This is a genomic window from Pseudomonas sp. CBZ-4 (assembly GCF_000346755.1).
Taxonomy (GTDB): Bacteria; Pseudomonadota; Gammaproteobacteria; order Pseudomonadales; family Pseudomonadaceae; genus Aquipseudomonas.
The window spans coordinates 22,206-38,419 of the sequence record NZ_ANNV01000129.1 but is presented as its reverse complement, the minus strand read 5'-3'; the positions used below and the strand labels follow the sequence as shown (position 1 = coordinate 38,419).

Below are 16,214 nucleotides of genomic sequence, written 5' to 3'. Positions count from 1 at the left end.
GGCGAACCGCGGTGCCTGCATCGCAGGCAAGCCAGCTCCCACAAAAACCTGCTCCCACACTTTGACCGAGTTCGGCCGCTGGACGGCCTAAGCTAATGCTAAAAAGGTATTTATTACGATTTTTTAAGATCATTTAGATTGGTCACTCCAACCCAAGACGTTCATGGAGTGAGCCGCCGATGTCGCAGCTTCAGTCAATCACCACCTTGCCGCTACTGGACTTGTCACAGCTCGACGCCGGCCCGCAACAACGCCAGCAGTTCCTCGACGAGCTGCGTCTAGCCGCGCGGCATATCGGCTTTTTCTACCTCACTGGCCACGGCATCGACCCGGCGTTGCTCGCCCAGGTGCAGCAGCAGGCGCGGGCATTTTTTGCCCTGCCTGAAGCCGACAAGCTCGCCGTCGGCATGATCCATTCACCACACTTTCGCGGCTACAACCGCGCCGCCTCGGAGATCACCCGTGGCCAGCCAGACCTGCGCGAACAGTTCGATGTGGGCGCCGAGCGTGAGCCATTGAGTGCGCAGCACTACCCCGCCGCCTGGGCCCGCCTGCAAGGCCCCAACCTGTGGCCGCAGGCGTTGCCCGACCTCAAGCCCCTGGTGCTCGCCTGGCAGCAGGCGATGACGCAAATGGCCCTGCGCCTGTTGCGCGCGTTTGCCCAGGCCTTGTCCCTGCCGGAAAACGCCTTCGACGCGCTGTACGGCGAAAGACCCAACGAACATATCAAGCTGATCCGCTACCCCGGCCGCCATGCGCAGCAAAGTCGCCAAGGCGTCGGCGCGCACAAGGACTCCGGTTTCTTGAGCTTCCTGCTGCAAGACCAGCAAGCCGGCTTGCAGGTGGAAGTGGAGGACGGTCGCTGGATCGATGCGTCGCCGCGCCCCGACACCCTGGTGGTGAACATCGGCGAATTGCTCGAGCTGGCCAGCAACGGTTACCTGCGCGCCACCGTGCACCGTGTGGTCTCGCCGCCGGTGGGCAGCGAGCGCTTGTCCCTCGCATTTTTCCTCGGCGCGCAGCTGGACGCGGTGGTGCCGGTGTACCAGCTTGCCCCTGAATTGCTGCGTGATGCCCACGGCCCCGAAAGCGACCCGCGCAACCCGCTGCTGCGCGATGTCGGCTGGAACTACCTGAAAGGCCGCCTGCGTTCGCACCCCGATGTCGCCCAACGTTTCTACGCCGATGCCACACTTCCCCAAGCACTGTCCGCCTGATCTGGAGTTCACCCATGTTGAAGAAATCCGCCCTTACCCTGGCAGTGTTGCTGGCCTCGTTCAACGTGTCGGCAGCCGATGCCTTGCGCGTTGCCGCCGATCCGATTCCCCACGCGCAGATCCTCGAATACGTACAGAAACTCGACCCGAGCCTGAAGCTGAAAATCATCGAGATCCCCAGCGGTGTGAACTCCAACGAGTTGCTGGCCCATGGTGATGTGGACGCCAATTACTTCCAGCACCTGCCGTACCTGGCCTCTCAGGAGCAAGCCCTCGGACAGAAGTTCACCGTGGCCGCCACCGTGCACATCGAGCCGCTGGGCATTTATTCGCGCCGCCACAAAAGCTTTGACCAGGTGCCGGACAAAGGCACCGTTGCCGTGCCGAACAACGTCACCAATCTGAGCCGTGCCCTGTACCTGTTGCAAGCCAATGGCTTGATCAAGCTCAAGCCGGGTTTCAACGATGCGGCCAAGGACCAGGCCACGCCAAAAGACATCGCCGAAAACCCCAAGCACTTGAAGATTCTTGAAATCGAATCGCCGCAGATCCCGCGCGCGCTGGATGATGTGGACCTGGCGGTGATCAACGGCAACTTCGCCCTGGAAGCCGGGCTGGAACCGGCCAAGGACGCGTTGGGGCTGGAAGCGGCGAAGGGCAACCCCTACGCGAATATCCTGGTGACCACGCCAAAACTGGCGCAGGACCCGCGCATCGAGCAATTGGCCAAGGACCTGCGCTCGCCGCAGGTGGCCAAGTTCATCAGCGAGAAATACGCAGGCTCCGTAATCCCGGTGGCGGTCGAATGATCGCCGTCGAGGGCGTCAGCAAAACCTACGCCGACGGCCAGCCGCCGGCGTTGGACAACGTCTCGCTGCACATCGCCGAAGGCTCGATCTTTGGCATCGTCGGGCGCAGCGGCGCGGGCAAAAGCACCTTGCTGCGCTGCCTCAACCTGCTGGAACGGCCGAGCAGCGGGCGCATCCTGCTGGACGGCCGGGACCTCACGCAACTCACCGGCAAGGCCTTGCGCGAGCAACGCCAGCGCATCGGCATGATCTTCCAGGGCTTCAACCTCCTGCATTCGCGCAACGTGGCGGATAACGTCGCGGTGCCGCTGGAGATCGGCAATGTGCCCAAGGCCGAGCGTGCGGCGCGGGTCGCCGAGTTGTTGGCGTTGGTGGGCTTGAGTGACAAGGCCCAGGCGTTTCCTTCGCAGCTGTCGGGCGGGCAGAAACAACGCGTAGGCATCGCACGTGCGCTGGCGGCGCGGCCGGCGTATTTGCTGTCGGACGAAGCCACCAGCGCGCTGGACCCGGAAACCACGGCGTCGATCCTTGAGCTGTTACGCGATATCAATCGCACACTGGGGGTGACCATTGTGTTGATCACCCACGAGCTGGAAGTGGTCAAGGCGATTTGCGACAGCGCGGTGTCCCTGGCCGATGGCCGCGTGGTGGAAAGCGGCACGCTGCTGCAACTGCAAGCCGACCCGGCCTCGCGCCTCGGTCGTTCGCTGGCCCCCAGCCGGCAAGTGGTGAGGGCGGTATGAAGACCGATTGGCATGACATCCTGCAACTGCTGCTCAACGCCACCGGCGAAACCCTGTACATGGTGCTGCTGGCCGGGTTGTTTACCTTGTTGATCGGCTTGCCCCTGGGCGTGTTGCTGTTTATCAGCCGACGCGACGGGCTGTTGCCATTGCCACGCCTCAACCGCGGGCTGGGCGCGGTGATCAACCTGGGGCGCTCGTTGCCGTTTGTGGTGATGCTGATCGCGTTGATCCCGCTGACGCGCCTGATCGTCGGCACTACGTTGGGCAGCACCGCCGCCGTGGTGCCGATCACCATTGGCGCGTTCCCGTTTTTTGCGCGCATCGTCGAAACCGCGCTGGACGAAGTGGACAAGGGCCGCATCGAAGCCATCGTGGCCATGGGCGGCGATATCCGCCATGTGATCCTCAAGGTGTTGCTGCCCGAAGCCCTGCCGGCGCTGGTGGCCGGGGTGACGTTGACCCTGGTCATGCTGATCGGCTTTTCGTCGATGGCCGGGGTGATTGGCGGCGGTGGGCTGGGCGATCTGGCAATCCGCTACGGCTACCAGCGCTTCAACAACGAGATCATGGTGGTGACGGTGGTTGTGCTGGTGCTGCTGGTGCAGGGCGTGCAGAGCCTGGGGGATCGCTGCGTACGTTCGCTGGCCCATCGCCGCTGATGCGGTGTTTGCGCAGCAGCGCTTCGTACACCTGATGCACCTGTGGTGCATCACTGTGGGCCACATTGAAGCGCATCGCCTCCGGCAGGGCCGGGTCGTAGCCAAACAGCGTGCCCGGCGCCAGCACCATGCCTTGCTTCAAGGCGTCCTGGGCCAATCGCTCGCCGTTGACGCCCGGCGGCAGGTGCGCCCAGATAAACATCCCGCCTTCATAGCCCATCGGCAACACGCAACCGCAGCGCTTGAGCCATTGCTCGACGCGTCCGCCGGCCTCCGTCAGACGCTGCTGCATGCGCTTGCGATGCTTGGCGTAACTGCCTTCACTGAGCATGCGGTACACCACCTGTTCAAACAGCTCCGAGGTGATGCCGCCGCTCATCAGCTTCATGTTGGTCAGGTTGGCGGCCAGTTGCGGCGCGGCCACCACGTAGCTGACGCGGGTGTTGGCGCTGAGGATCTTGGAGAAACCCGACAGGTAGGTGACCTGGTCCAGGCCGGCGAGGGCGGCCAGGCGCGGTGGCGGGTTGGGGTGCAGGTCGCCGTAGAGGTCATCCTCGATGATGTGGCACTGGTACTGGCGCGTCAGTTGCAACAGGCGGAACGCCTGGCCGGGGCTGAACGAGTGCCCGGTCGGGTTATGCAGCACGCCGGTGGTGAGGTACAGGCTGGGGCGATGTTCGGCCAGCAGTTGTTCGAGGGCGACAAAGTCGAAACCGTCGGGGCGCCGCTCGATAGTCAGCACCTTGACGCCGTGCAGGGCGAGGTTGGCGTGGAAGTTGAAGTAGCACGGCGCGTCGAGCAACACGCTGTCGCCGGGGCGGGCGAGCAGGCGCATCAGCATGTCCAGGCCCTGCACGGTATTGGGGGTGGTGATGATTTGCTCCACCGGCACCGACAAGCCTTCGCCGTGCAACTTTTGCTGCAAGGCCTGGCGCAGCGGCAGCAGCCCGGCCGGCGTGCCCAGCCCGGCGATGCGCAACGACGGCGCGCGCACCACGCTGCGCAGGGTTTGGCGGATGGCGTCGCTGTCCAGCCAGTCTTCCGGCAAGTGCCCGCCACCGGGGCGCAGGTCGCCGTAGACCGTGGCCAGCGGGCGGCGCAGTACGCTGAGCAGATCCTGAGGCAGCAATTCGACCCAGGCCGATGAAGCCGGGCGGGCGCTGTCCACCGCGACGAAATAGCCACGGCCCTGGCTGGACGTCAGCAGGTTGCGCCCGCGCAGGCGGTCGAGGGCTTCATTGAGGGTGAACTTGCTCACACCGAGGGTCTGGCCCAGTTCGCGCACGGACGGCAACTTGCTGCCCGGCGCCCACTCGCCCGTCTCGATGGCCTGGCTGAACGCCTCGACGATCTGTTGCACCTTGGGTGTGCCTGGCACAAAGGCGATGGCGGCGACGAACATGGGGCTTCCTTATCTTTGCCGATGATTTTACCGGTGAAGTTCGGGCGGATTAGGCCGTACTTTACCTGCCTCGTGCAAGGCCACTTGCCTAGACTGCGAGCCTTCTCCTTCAAGGTCCACGGCCATGACCAGCGCATTGACGCTCTCTTCGTTTCTCTACTTCCTACTGTTTTGCGCGACCCTGACCTTCAGCCCCGGCCCCATGACCATGCTGCTGTTGAGCCTGGGCCTGAAAGACGGCCTGCGCCGATCGATCCCCGCCCAGATCGGCGCCAGTGTGTCGTACCTGATTTCCATCCTGATCTTTGCCGTGGGTTTTTCGGAGTTGATCAAGGGCAATGTCGCGATTACCCAAGGTATTCAGCTGGTGGGCGTGGCCTACATCCTTTACCTGGCGTACAAGCAGTGGACCAGCAGCGGCGTACCGCTCGACAAGGCCGGCGCCGTGGAGGGCGCGCGCAGCCTGTTCAGCAAGGGCTTGCTGACGGGGTTTTCCAACCCCAAGGCGATCATCATGTTCAGCGCCGTGTTCCCACAGTTTGCCGGGGGAGGGGAGCACAACTCGGCGTCGGACATCGCCATCCTGGGCCTGACCTTCCTGGTGTTGCAGTTCGCCAGCGGCTGCCTGTACTGCTATTTCGGCCAGCGCATCAAGCATGTCCTGGAAAACCCCGCACGGCGCGTGCTGCTGCAACGGGTCACGGCGGTGCTGCTGCTGGGGGTTGCCTTGATGCTGGCGCGGGGCTTTTCCTACTGAGGGCACTGAGCTTATGAGCGGTAGTGGCGATTTGCCGTTGCCCTGATAGACTCCGAGCACACCCTCAGGATCGCACCCCACCATGGCAGCCGTCGGAGGAAAGGGACTTCCGCTTGCTTCGCGCATGTACAAATCCCGCGCCCTGGGGCTGACACTCGGCTTTGTGTGTGTGGCGTTTGCGATGTACCCGCTGAACCCGCACCCCTGGGTGTGGGCGCTGATGCTGACCAACGCCTTCGTCTGGCCGCACGTGGCCTTCCTGATATCGCGCCGCTCCGAGCACGCATTGCGCAGCGAGCGGCGCAACTTGCTGATCGACTCCTTCTGCGGCGGCTTCTGGGTCGGCGCCATGCACTTCAACCCGCTGCCCGGCGTGACCACCCTGTCGATGATGACCATGAACAACGTCGCCATCGGCGGGCTGCGCTTCATGCTCACCGGTTGGCTCGCCCAGGGCCTGGGCATCGGCACCGCGCTGCTGGTATTTGCTCCGGCGTTTGTTGGCGTGACCACCCAGGCGCAACTCTACGCCTGCTTGCCGATCCTGATGGTGTACCCCCTGGCCCTCGGCTGGATCTGCTACCGCCAGGCGGTCACCCTGGCCTCGCATAAACGCGAACTGCTGGCCCTGAGCCGCACCGACAGCCTGTCCGGCCTGCTCAACCACGGCGCCTGGAAAGACCAACTGGAACTCGAATTCCAACGCTGCCGCCGTGGCCAGACCGGAGCCGCCATCGCCCTGATCGATATCGACCACTTCAAGATCATCAACGACACCTATGGCCACGTCACCGGCGACATCGTCCTACGCCGGCTGAGCAAAGTCCTACGGCAGAACCTGCGCGCCACCGACCTGGCCGGGCGCTACGGCGGGGATGAATTCTGCGTGATCCTGCCGGACATGCCCCTCAACCGCGCCACGGAAGTGATGGACGCGTTGCGGGATCGTTTCAACGCGCTGGCGTATGCGCAGGACCCGACGTTGCGCGCGAGCTTGAGTATTGGGTTGGCGCCTTACCAACTGGGGCATGTGGATTCCACCAGTTGGTTGAATGATGCGGATTTGGCGTTGTATGAAGCGAAGAGTGGGGGGCGGAATCGGGTGAGTTCGGTGCAGGTTGGTTGGTTGAGGTCGGTGTAGGGGATTGTAGTTTTAGCTCCCACCGATTATTCCGTGTTGGCAGTTCGATCTGTAGGAGTTGACCTGTTTTCGATTAGTGAATTCAGACGTTATTCCTACCTAATCACGCTTGTTCCTTAAGGCCTCATCGAACATGTCGATTACGTGTTCAAGCCATGATTTTCCTGATTTCCACTGATGAGGATAGTGGTAGTAGCAGTACTGTTCATGCAGCAAGTTTTCTTGAAGGTCTGATTCATTTGTATGTGAATTTATCAGCTCTAAGATTTCTTTTTTGACCGTAATGATGACGTCTTTAGGCGAGTCTTGTAAGAAGGTGTCAATCACATCGTCGGCTGAGGGGTGATCCTCTGCCCAGTCTTGGTTGAAGTACGCGCCCATAAATTGCTGGAGTTCTGTCAGTGGTTTATTCATTTTTCTATTGGGTATCCGGTCAGTAATAGGTAACCATCTGGCATTTTTTTATCACGCTTTAGAACCAATAAGAATTTGTAGGCGGGGACTGATTTTGTTGTGCCATTTAGAACGCTTCTCCCTACGGGGAGATCTGAACTTCCCCTGATAATGTATTTGTCTTTTTTTCCTCCAAGAAACGCTAGTATTTCTCGGTGATGGGAGGCCAAGCTTTTAGACGCTATAGCCTCTGCCTCATCTAAAGTCCTAAATGTTGAGGAAGCAGGAATATGGGGCTCCAATTCGAACCTGGCAGCCAGTTCCTCGTCCGTGCGTCCCACATGCTTCTTAATCAGGTGCCCACCTGCATTTTCGTGAGTAGTTAAAACCCCGCTGGCGCTTGGACAGCTTGCAACCTTGCAGCTCAGTCCTAACGGATCCACCCACCCCGTAGGATTAGGCACATACCGATACCCATTGATCCCCCCCGCCAACTTCACCGGATCCGGCGTCAGGTAGCGACCAATATCCGGATTGTAGTAGCGATGCCGGTTGTAATGCAGCCCGCTTTCCGCGTCGAAGTATTGGCCTTGGAAACGCAGCGGGTTGTCGATTGTTCCGACGTCGAGGCGGGTGATTTCGCCGTAGGCGCGGTAGTGGGCGGACCAGGCGATTTTGCCTTCGGGAGTTGTCAGTTCCTGGGGCGTACCGAGGTGGTCCAGTTGGTAGTGGTAGGGCTGGGTGGCTTTGGGGCCGAAGCCTTCCAGCAGGGCCAGTGGGCGGAAGCTGTCGGGTTCGTAGAGGTAGCTGCGATGGCGCTCTGCGTGGTGTTCGGCGATCAGTTTTTCGCCTTGCCAGAAGAATTCGGTCGTCAGGCCGTCAACGCTTTTGCTGATGCGTCGACCGAAGGGGTCGTAGCGGTAGCTGGCGGTTTGCCCGCTGAGTGTGGTGACGCTGACCAACCGATGTTGGCAGTCGTAGCGGTATTCAATAACGAGTTGATGGCCCTTGCCCCGACGCTCTCGGATCAGGTTGCCGAACGCGTCATAGTCGTAGTACCGATCCCCCTGGATCATCAGCCGATTACCCGCGACGATGTCCGGGCCTGGGCGGTTTTGCATCAGCAGGTTGCCTGCCGGGTCGTGGGAAAAACGCTCTTGGTGATCCTGGGAATGGTCGGCGCGGGTCAGGCGATTTAGCGGGTCGTAGCTGTAGTGGTGTTCGCCTTTGCGGGTGTCGAGGATGCGGCTCAGGGTGCCGGCCTGGTCGTAGTCGTATTGGCGACGGTACAGGTGGTTTTGCTGTTGGGTGACGCTGTGGGCGTGCAGCCGGTGCTGGTCGTCGTAGTGGTAGTGGCTGAGCAGTTGGCCTTGTTGGCGTTGGTGTTCCTGGCCGGCTTTGAACAGGTGCGAGGTGAGGGTTTCGCCGTTGAGTTCGACGGTAGCGAGGTGGCCACCTTTGCCGTGGTTGAAGGTGATGCGGTTGTTGTCGGGCAGGCGCAGGTGTTGCACCTGGCCGCAGGCGTCGTAGCCGTAACGCAAGGTGCCCCAGCCTTGGTGTTCGGCGGTGAGGCGGTTTTGTCGGTCGTATTCGTAGGCCAATGACCAGTGGCCGTCGTCGACGCCGAGGAGGTTGCCTTGGCGGTCGTAGGTGTAACCCACAACTCCGCCGTCGGGCAGGGTTTTTCGTACGAGGCGGCCGGCGAAGTCGCGCTCGTAGTGGGTGACGAGCTGACTGCCATCGTCGCCGTGTTCGGTTTTTTCCTGCAGGTTGCCGTTGAGGTCGTAGAGGTAGGACGTGCGTTGGCCGTCGAAGCCGGTTTCCTGCTGGATCAGGCCGTTGGGGTGGTACTGCAATGCATAGGTTTCGCCGACTTCGTTTTCGATCTCGGTCAGCAGTAACCGCACGTTGTCGTAGCGGTATTTGACCTGGGTGCCGTCGGCGTTAATTCGACGGCTGATCAGGTGTAGGCCATCGGCGTATTCGTAGCGGGTGACGTGGCCCAGTTCATCCCGCTCGGAGGTGATTTTTCCGTAGGCGTTGTAGCTGTATTTGCGTGTATCTCCGCTTGGCAGGACGATCTGGATCAAGCGACCGGCGTTGTTCCACTGGTATTGAGTGAGAGCGCCATGTTCATCCTCGTGGGTGGTCCGGCGCCCGAGGTTGTCATAGCGATAGCGCTTGATGCCGCCATTGGGTAACTGTTCCTCAACCAGCTGGCCACGTTCATTCCACAGCAACCGATGGCAACTGTGATCCGGGTACCAAACTCCCGTCAGTTGCCCGTATCTGTTGTAGCTGTAGTCCGTGACATTGCCGTCTGGATCCGTCCTGCGCGTGACATCGCCCTGATCATTGCGCTCGTACTTCCAGACCGCCTCACCACGCCGCACAACCCGTACGAAACCGTTGTCATGCTCGTAGGACGTCGGCTCGTCATCCCCTGGAAACAGCGCCACCAAGCGTCCGGCTTCGTCGTACTGATACGCCGTAACCGCCCCCAGCGGGTCTTGCTCGACCGTCAATCGGCCCTTGTCGTCGTAGGATTTGAAATGCGTCGCGCCATCGGGATCAACCCGCTGCACCAACCGCGCCCGCTGATCGTGGACGTAGACTTCCTGGCTGCCATCGGCGTTAAACACCGTGACGCGCCCGTCGTCCCCCCAGGCATAACGCGTGTCCATCTGCGCAAAGCTCGCCCAATGCCGGACACAGCGCGCGGCCTTGCCAGACCTTTCCCACCCCCAATAGAAACTCGCCCCACCGGCCAAGCCACGCTCAAGAATCACATGCTGCTCGTCGTAGCGATAAGTCTCGCTTTCACCGACAGCATTGGTCGCCGAAACCAACCGTCCAAGGTCGTCATAGGCGTAGGACACAACGCTGTACTCGGTCACCCAGACGTAGGGATCAGACCCCTCTGCCCGCTGAATCTGGTAATCCACTGCCACGATACGGTCGTGCGAATAGCGCAAAAACAGCGAACGTCCGGCACCGTTATCCAGCCGTTCGATACGCCCCAACACATCCCGGGAAATGCGCAGCCGGTTGTCATACGCATCGCTGATGGCTGTCAGCAAACCATCCCGGAAATGGTAGAAACGCGACGCCTGCGCCAGCACCAACTCGTCAGGCAAAGTCCCGAGATAAATGGCCGCTTCGGCCAAGCTATTGGTGATCGCCGGCCGAGCAACCGTCGGCAAGGGCAGGGTGGTAGCCCGACTTTCATGATCCGTCCACACCACCGAATCGCCCGAAACACAGAGCCTGTGGGCCAGCGAATGGCTCCAGCCAAACCCCAGCCCACACTCCACCTCCACCGCACTGGTGCGGTACAACCGCGTCCACTCAAGCGGCAAAATCCCGTCGAGCACGCCGTCAGTGAGAGTGAGCAATTCCTCCCCGGTGACCATCGACACTGGGCAGCCATTGGTAAGGGTCTTGTCCGCAGAAACCGCCGCATCGCCGTTGGCATTCCTACCCGAAGCGGGCACGTCATCGACCGCTTCCTGGCGAACCAATACCGTCCGCTGCGTGGCCTTATCCCGCACCATCGGCACCGGGTTCGCAACCAACTGATCCCCAGCCTTCAACGGTACATCCGGGATCGTCTTGATCGCCGTCGCCGGTCCACCCAGCAACAACGGCTTCGATGCTTCGACATGCGCGTCCAGCTTCGGCCCCGCCAGTTGCTTGGCCAACAACGCCAACCCCTGCCGTGCGCGCTCGGACTTCATAGCGCGCAATACATGCGCCCCTAGTTGCAACGCAACTCCCATCGCGGCGCCTACCCTGATCAGCAGCAAGGCAATCAACACCTCGCTGGTGATTTCCCCCATCAGCTCGCTGACTTCCTGCGGTGGCAGCATGCGCATCCAGCTGACCATCGCCGACACATAGATGAACAACAGCGGCTCATCACTGAGCACCAGCAAACCGTTGGCCAAGGTGTCCTTGCCCAGCGCAAGCAGCTCGTCGAGTTCAGTTTGGGAGAGGTATTGCAGTAACTTTTCGCTATTGGGCTTGATGTCAGCCAACAGGTCGTATAGCTGTGGGATGTTGTCCCACAGGTTGTAGAGCGTCTTACCCATGCCAACCAGAAACGCCGCTTCCTCCATCCGGCGACGCTGCAGTGGGCTGGCGTCGGTGTAGGTTTTCCATTGGGCCTGGAAGGTATTTGTCCACGCTTCGCGTAGGCGAATTTCCAGCTCGGCGATCACCGATTGGTAGGACGCATACAGCGCCTTGACGTGATCTTGGGAAACGTTGGGGTAGAAATTGACCCGGTACTGCTGGTTGCGCTCACACTCGGTGATTTCGAGGATGCCGCTCGGGCCGATGGTCTTGTGAATAGGCTCGCCCAGCGGGCCGCCATGGGGGTCGACGCGTTGCAGCACCACCGGCGTATTGCCGATGGGCACAAACCGCGTGCTCTGAAACATATGCACCAGCGTCAACGTGCCTTTGGCCTGGCAAGTGACCACGGTGCTGCTGGGTATGATCGAGCGATTGACCGGCGCGACCAGCGCCACGTCATCGCCGACCTTGAACACCTGCTCGACATCCAGCGCCGCAAAGCTCCAAAAGCGCTGCGCCCAGTCGTCGAATCTGTTCAGGCATTCGCGAAAATCGCGGAAGACGCCTTCAGCATCGACCGTCTTCGCGTCCATTGGGGTCAGGGCCAGCCTGCCAATGGCCGGGTTCACGAAACTGTCCCTACAACATGAAAATCCATCTGCAATCCCTCGCACTGTGAAATCAGGCGAGGGACTTTGCAGAGGTTTTCAGGGTGGGGGAGTAGAGCTTATCCGGCGCTTGGGTGGGACGTTTCGACAACTCGCGTCTTCTCTCGCCCCAGCACCAGGCTGCACAGCGCCGGCAGAAACAGCAGCGTCAACACCGTGCCCACCAGCACCCCGCCAATCAGCACATAGGCCAGGGACGACCAGAACACCGACAACGTCAGCGGGATAAACGCCAGCGCCGCCGCCAGCGCGGTGAGGATGACCGGGCGCGCGCGCCGTACCGTGGCTTCCACAATCGCCTCGCGGATCGCCATGCCGTGCTCCTGGTTCTGGCGGATCTGGTCGGTGAAGATCAGCGTGTTGCGCATCAGGATCCCGCCAATCCCGATCAGCCCCAGGATCGCGTTGAAGCCGAACGGCTGGTTGAACAGCAGCAAGGTCGGCACCGCGCCAATCAGGCCCAGCGGCGCGGTGGCGAAGACCATGAACATCACGCCGAACGAGCGCACCTGGAACATGATCACCGTGAGGGTCAGCAGGATCATGATCGGGAACAGCGCCGCCAGTGCCACGTTGGCCTTGGCGCTTTCTTCAACCGGGCCGCCGATGTCGATCCGGTAGCCGGCGGGCAGCGTCGCGAGCAGGGGTTGCAGGTCCTTGTACACGGCCATTTCCACATCGGGCGGCTGTAGGCCGTCGATGATGTCGGCGCGCACTTCCACGGTGGCCGCGCGGTTGCGGCGCTTGAGGATCGGTTCTTCCATGACCGCCTGGAAGTGGCCGACCTGGGCCAGCGGTACCGCCGTGCCGTTGCTGTTGGTCAGGGTCATGTTGTTGAGGTTGCCGAGGTTTTCGCGCTGGCTGCCCTGGGCGCGGGCGACCACCGACACGGTGCGGTTGCCTTCGCGCACTTCGGTGATCGGGTTGCCGCTGAGCAGGGCGTTGAGCTGGGATTTGACCTCGTTCGGCGTGAAGCCCAGCAGGCGCAGGCGGTCTTGATCCAGCACCAGGCGGTAGCCACTGGTGCGCTCGCCCCAGTCGAGGAAGGCGTCCTTGGTCAGCGGGTTCGCGGCGACGACCTTGCGCACGTCTTCAGCGACGCCGCGCAGCACCTCCACGTTGGGCCCGGAAACGCGAAAAACCACCGGGAATGGCACCGGCGGGCCGAACAGCAACTGCGTCACGCGCACACGGGCGGCCGGGAATTCGCCTGCGGCAATGCGCTCGCGCATGCGTAGCTTCAATGCGTCACGGGCGTGGGAATCCGCCGTTTGCACGATCAACTTGGCGAATGCCGGGTCAGGTAGTTCCGGGTTCAGCGACAGAAAGAACCTTGGCGCGCCGCCGCCCACGTAGGTGTCCACCAGGGTGGTTTGCGGTTCTTGCAGCAGGGCCTTTTCCAGCTGGGCGGCGACCATTTCGGTGCTCTTGAACGCACTGCCGGGTGGCATATACACCTCAAGAATCAGTTCTGAACGGTCGGAGTTGGGGAAGAACTGCTTCTTCACCAGCCCCATGCCCAACCCGCACAGCACAAACGCCGTCACCACCAAACCGGTCACCAGCCAGCGCCGACGCACGCAGGCTTCGACCACGCCGCGTAGCTTCTGGTAATAACGCCCGGCGTAAATTGCCTCGTGCCCGCCGGGCACCGGTTTGATCTGCGGCAGCAGTTTCACGCCGAGATAGGGGGTGAAAACTACCGCCACCAGCCAGGATGAAATCAGCGCGAAACCGACGATCCAGAAGATATTGCCGGCATATTCCCCTGCTCCCGAGCGCGCAAACCCCACCGGCAGAAAACCGATGATGGTCACCAGCGTACCGGTCAACATCGGCGCCGCGGTGGAGCTCCAGGCGAAGGTGGCGGCATGAATCCGGTCAAAACCCTCTTCGAGTTTCACCACCATCATTTCGATGGCGATGATCGCGTCGTCCACCAGCAAGCCCAGGGAAATGATCAGTGCACCGAGGGTGATGCGATCGAACTCGCGACCGGTGAGCAGCATGATCACAAACACGATCGACAGGGTCAGCGGCACGGCCGCCGCCACCACCAACCCGACGCGAAAGCCCAGGGCCAGCAGGCTGATCAGCATGACCACCGCCAGGGCGACGAAGAACTTCAACATGAACTCGTTGACTGCCAGGCGGATGTTTTTCGCCTGGTCGGCGACCTTGGCGAAGTTCACGCCCAAGGGCAGGTCGGCGTGGATTCTGGCTTCCTCGGCCTTGAGGCTGTTGTCCAGGTCCAGGCCGTTCCAGTGCTTTTCCATGATCACGCCAAGCATCAGCGCCGGGTCGCCCTGGTGGCGGATGCGGTAGCTGGGCGGGTCTTCATAGCCCCGGCTGACGGTGGCCACGTCGGCGATGCGCAGGACGCGACCGTTGACTTCCAGCGGCACGTTTTCGATCAAGGCCAGGCTGTCAAAAGCGCCGTCGATGCGGATATAGGCGCGGGCGCCGGCCGTCTCGACAAAACCCGACGGCGCCATGGCGTTTTGCGCGGCCAGTGCGGAAAAAATCTGCTCCGGCTTGATACCCAGTGTCGCCAGGCGTTCGTAGGAAAACTCGACAAACACCCGCTGCGCTTGCTCGCCGAGGATATTGACCTTCTTCACCCCCGGCAGATTGAGCAAGCCCTGGCGCAGTTCTTCGGCCATCTGCACCTGTTGCCGGTGGGGCAAGTGCTCGGCTTCCAGTGCGTACAAGGCGAAGTACACGTCGGAATATTCATCGTTGAAGAACGGGCCAATCACGCCTTTGGGCAGCTTCGCGGCTTCATCGCTGAGTTTTTTGCGGGTCTGGTAGAACAGGTCCTGGATCTCGCCGGGGCGCGTGGACTCCTTGAAGGTCATGCGCATCGACACGAAGCCCGGTTGGGCGATGGTCTCGACGCGGTCGTAGTCGTCCAGTTCCTGCAGGCGTTTTTCCAGGCGGTCGGCCACCTGTTCCTGCATTTCCTGGGCGGTGGCGCCGGGCCAGGCGGCGGTGATGGTCATGACCTTGACGGTAAACGACGGGTCTTCGGCGCGGCCCAGTTTGCCGAACGAGAAGACCCCGGCGGCGAGGATCGCCAGGATCAGGAACAGCGTGACCGCGCGGTGTTTGACTGCCAGTTCAGAGAGATTGATACCGCGCATGTTCAGTGGTCCTGCTTGCGGTTGAGGGCCAGTGCCTGGGCGGGCAGCAGGCGCACCGCATCCCCGTTGTGCAGCAGGTGGGCGCCAAGGGCGACGATGAGTTGGCCGGGGGCCACGCCGCTGTCGAGCAGGGCGTCTTCCTGGCCGAGGCTGACGACGTTGACCGGGGCGAAGCTGACGCGATCGTCCGCGCCGATCAGCCACACGCCAGTGCCTTGCCCCGCATCCTGCAAGGCGCCGATGGGTACGCGGGTGTGTTGGGCCTGGCCGTTGCCTTGCAGGCGCACGGTGATGGTCGAACCGAGGGCGAAGCGCTCGACGGCGCCATGCAACACGTAGCGGGCACGGTAGGTGCGGGTGGTGGGGTCGGCGCTGGCGGACAGTTCGCGCAGGGTGGCGGTTACCGCTTGATCCGGTGCGCCAAAGGGAAAGGCCAGGGCGCGTTGCGAGGCTTGGTCGCGGCTGTTTTCCGGCAGGTTGACGATGGCTTCGCGGGCGCCGTCATGGGCCAGGCGGGCGACGACTTGGCCTTCGGCGACCACTTGGCCGCGTTCCACCCGCACGTCGGTGATGATGCCGTCGCCGTCGGCCTTGAGCACGGAGTAGGTGCGGCGGTTCTCGATCTGGCTGGCATCGGATTGCGCGGCGGCCAGTTCGGCTTCGGCGACGCGCAGGTTGGTCGCCGACTGGTCGAAGATCTGCCGCGACACCGCGCCGGTGCTGGCCAGGCGCTGGTAGCGGTTTTCGTCGTCACGGCGTTGACGCAGTTGGGCCTGGGCGGCGTTGACGCGATTTTTCGCCGAGCGCAGGGCCAGTTCGAAGTCGCCGATGTCCAGCACCAGCAGGGTGTCGCCACGGGAGACATGCTGGCCGGGGTCGACCTTGCGCTCGATGACTTTGCCACTGACGCGGAAGCCCAGGTCACTTTCCGTGCGCGCCGCGACCACGCCGGTGTAGGCGTTTTGCTGGGTGCTGGCGGCTTCGACCTTGGCGGCGAGTACCGGGCGTGGTTGGGGGACTTGGGCGGCGGTGTCGGCCTGGCTGTTGCAGCCGCTGAGGATGATCAACAGGGCCAGGGGCGTGAGAAGGCGCAGGGGAGAAGGGTGCATGGCGGGCTCCGGGGGTATTACAGAAAATTACGTCGGTAATATTTTGTTGAATATTATGATCGAAATAAAAAATAAGCCAGTCTCTTCTTTCTT

11 protein-coding genes are annotated in these 16,214 nt (G+C 61.9%); 6 read left to right on the top strand and 5 right to left on the bottom strand.

Going from position 1 to position 16,214, the window contains the following annotated elements; all coding sequences use genetic code 11:
* Window positions 1–179 precede the first annotated feature (179 nt).
* The 4 genes from B348_RS0117255 to B348_RS1000000131095 are packed head-to-tail and all read left to right on the top strand — an operon-like array spanning window position 180 to window position 3,431.
* Window positions 180–1,217, top strand: a complete 1,038-nt coding sequence (locus B348_RS0117255) for an isopenicillin N synthase family oxygenase (RefSeq protein WP_017737320.1) — start codon at window positions 180–182, stop codon at window positions 1,215–1,217.
* Between the two features lie 14 nt (window positions 1,218–1,231).
* Window positions 1,232–2,026 (top strand): MetQ/NlpA family ABC transporter substrate-binding protein, encoded by a 795-nt coding sequence (locus B348_RS0117250; protein WP_017737319.1) that lies wholly within the window; start codon window positions 1,232–1,234, stop codon window positions 2,024–2,026.
* Window positions 2,023–2,769 (top strand): methionine ABC transporter ATP-binding protein, encoded by a 747-nt coding sequence (locus B348_RS01000000130100; RefSeq protein ID WP_017737318.1) that lies wholly within the window; start codon window positions 2,023–2,025, stop codon window positions 2,767–2,769. The genes B348_RS0117250 and B348_RS01000000130100 overlap by 4 nt, the downstream gene beginning before the upstream one ends.
* On the top strand, window positions 2,766–3,431 hold the full coding sequence (locus tag B348_RS1000000131095; RefSeq protein ID WP_081609258.1) for a methionine ABC transporter permease: 666 nt from the start codon (window positions 2,766–2,768) through the stop codon (window positions 3,429–3,431). Before B348_RS01000000130100 ends, B348_RS1000000131095 begins: the two co-directional genes overlap by 4 nt.
* Here B348_RS1000000131095 and B348_RS0117240 read toward each other — a convergent pair.
* Entirely contained in the window at window positions 3,337–4,833 is a 1,497-nt protein-coding gene (locus B348_RS0117240) for a PLP-dependent aminotransferase family protein (protein ID WP_017737317.1), read from the bottom strand. The genes B348_RS1000000131095 and B348_RS0117240 overlap by 95 nt on opposite strands.
* A 124-nt stretch (window positions 4,834–4,957) precedes the next feature.
* Between B348_RS0117240 and B348_RS0117235 the strand changes: the two genes are divergently transcribed.
* Both B348_RS0117235 and B348_RS0117230 read left to right on the top strand, forming a co-directional pair.
* Window positions 4,958–5,590 carry a LysE family translocator gene (locus tag B348_RS0117235; RefSeq protein ID WP_017737316.1) on the top strand — a complete coding sequence of 211 codons (633 nt, stop codon included), beginning with the start codon at window positions 4,958–4,960 and terminating at the stop codon, window positions 5,588–5,590.
* Between the two features lie 82 nt (window positions 5,591–5,672).
* Window positions 5,673–6,731, top strand: a complete 1,059-nt coding sequence (locus tag B348_RS0117230; RefSeq protein ID WP_026136847.1) for a diguanylate cyclase — start codon at window positions 5,673–5,675, stop codon at window positions 6,729–6,731.
* A 99-nt stretch (window positions 6,732–6,830) separates the two neighbouring features.
* Here B348_RS0117230 and B348_RS0117225 read toward each other — a convergent pair whose 3' ends face one another.
* From B348_RS0117225 to B348_RS0117210, 4 genes are all read right to left on the bottom strand, one after another.
* Window positions 6,831–7,145, bottom strand: a complete 315-nt coding sequence (locus B348_RS0117225; RefSeq protein ID WP_017737314.1) for a contact-dependent growth inhibition system immunity protein — start codon at window positions 7,143–7,145, stop codon at window positions 6,831–6,833.
* The gene (locus B348_RS0117220) at window positions 7,142–11,794 is read right to left on the bottom strand and encodes an RHS repeat-associated core domain-containing protein (protein WP_085986526.1); all 4,653 of its coding nucleotides are present in this window, start codon (window positions 11,792–11,794) and stop codon (window positions 7,142–7,144) included. The genes B348_RS0117225 and B348_RS0117220 overlap by 4 nt, the downstream gene beginning before the upstream one ends.
* 134 nt (window positions 11,795–11,928) lie before the next feature.
* Window positions 11,929–15,012: an efflux RND transporter permease subunit gene (locus tag B348_RS0117215; RefSeq protein WP_017737312.1), complete on the bottom strand. Its 3,084-nt coding sequence runs from the start codon at window positions 15,010–15,012 to the stop codon at window positions 11,929–11,931.
* Window positions 15,013–15,014: 2 nt separating this feature from the next.
* Entirely contained in the window at window positions 15,015–16,121 is a 1,107-nt protein-coding gene (locus tag B348_RS0117210; protein WP_017737311.1) for an efflux RND transporter periplasmic adaptor subunit, read from the bottom strand.
* Between the last annotated feature and the right edge of the window lie 93 nt (window positions 16,122–16,214).

Bases quoted from the DNA above. Each gene is read 5' to 3' on its own strand.
- B348_RS01000000130100 (WP_017737318.1), top strand. From the start codon at position 2,023: ATGATCGCCGTCGAGGGCGTCAGCAAAACCTACGCCGACGGCCAGCCG.
- B348_RS0117240 (WP_017737317.1), bottom strand. From the start codon at position 4,833: ATGTTCGTCGCCGCCATCGCCTTTGTGCCAGGCACACCCAAGGTGCAA.
- B348_RS1000000131095 (WP_081609258.1), top strand. From the start codon at position 2,766: ATGAAGACCGATTGGCATGACATCCTGCAACTGCTGCTCAACGCCACC.
- B348_RS0117215 (WP_017737312.1), bottom strand. From the start codon at position 15,012: ATGCGCGGTATCAATCTCTCTGAACTGGCAGTCAAACACCGCGCGGTC.
- B348_RS0117230 (WP_026136847.1), top strand. From the start codon at position 5,673: ATGGCAGCCGTCGGAGGAAAGGGACTTCCGCTTGCTTCGCGCATGTAC.
- B348_RS0117210 (WP_017737311.1), bottom strand. From the start codon at position 16,121: ATGCACCCTTCTCCCCTGCGCCTTCTCACGCCCCTGGCCCTGTTGATC.
- B348_RS0117235 (WP_017737316.1), top strand. From the start codon at position 4,958: ATGACCAGCGCATTGACGCTCTCTTCGTTTCTCTACTTCCTACTGTTT.
- B348_RS0117220 (WP_085986526.1), bottom strand. From the start codon at position 11,794: ATGGACGCGAAGACGGTCGATGCTGAAGGCGTCTTCCGCGATTTTCGC.
- B348_RS0117225 (WP_017737314.1), bottom strand. From the start codon at position 7,145: ATGAATAAACCACTGACAGAACTCCAGCAATTTATGGGCGCGTACTTC.
- B348_RS0117250 (WP_017737319.1), top strand. From the start codon at position 1,232: ATGTTGAAGAAATCCGCCCTTACCCTGGCAGTGTTGCTGGCCTCGTTC.
- B348_RS0117255 (WP_017737320.1), top strand. From the start codon at position 180: ATGTCGCAGCTTCAGTCAATCACCACCTTGCCGCTACTGGACTTGTCA.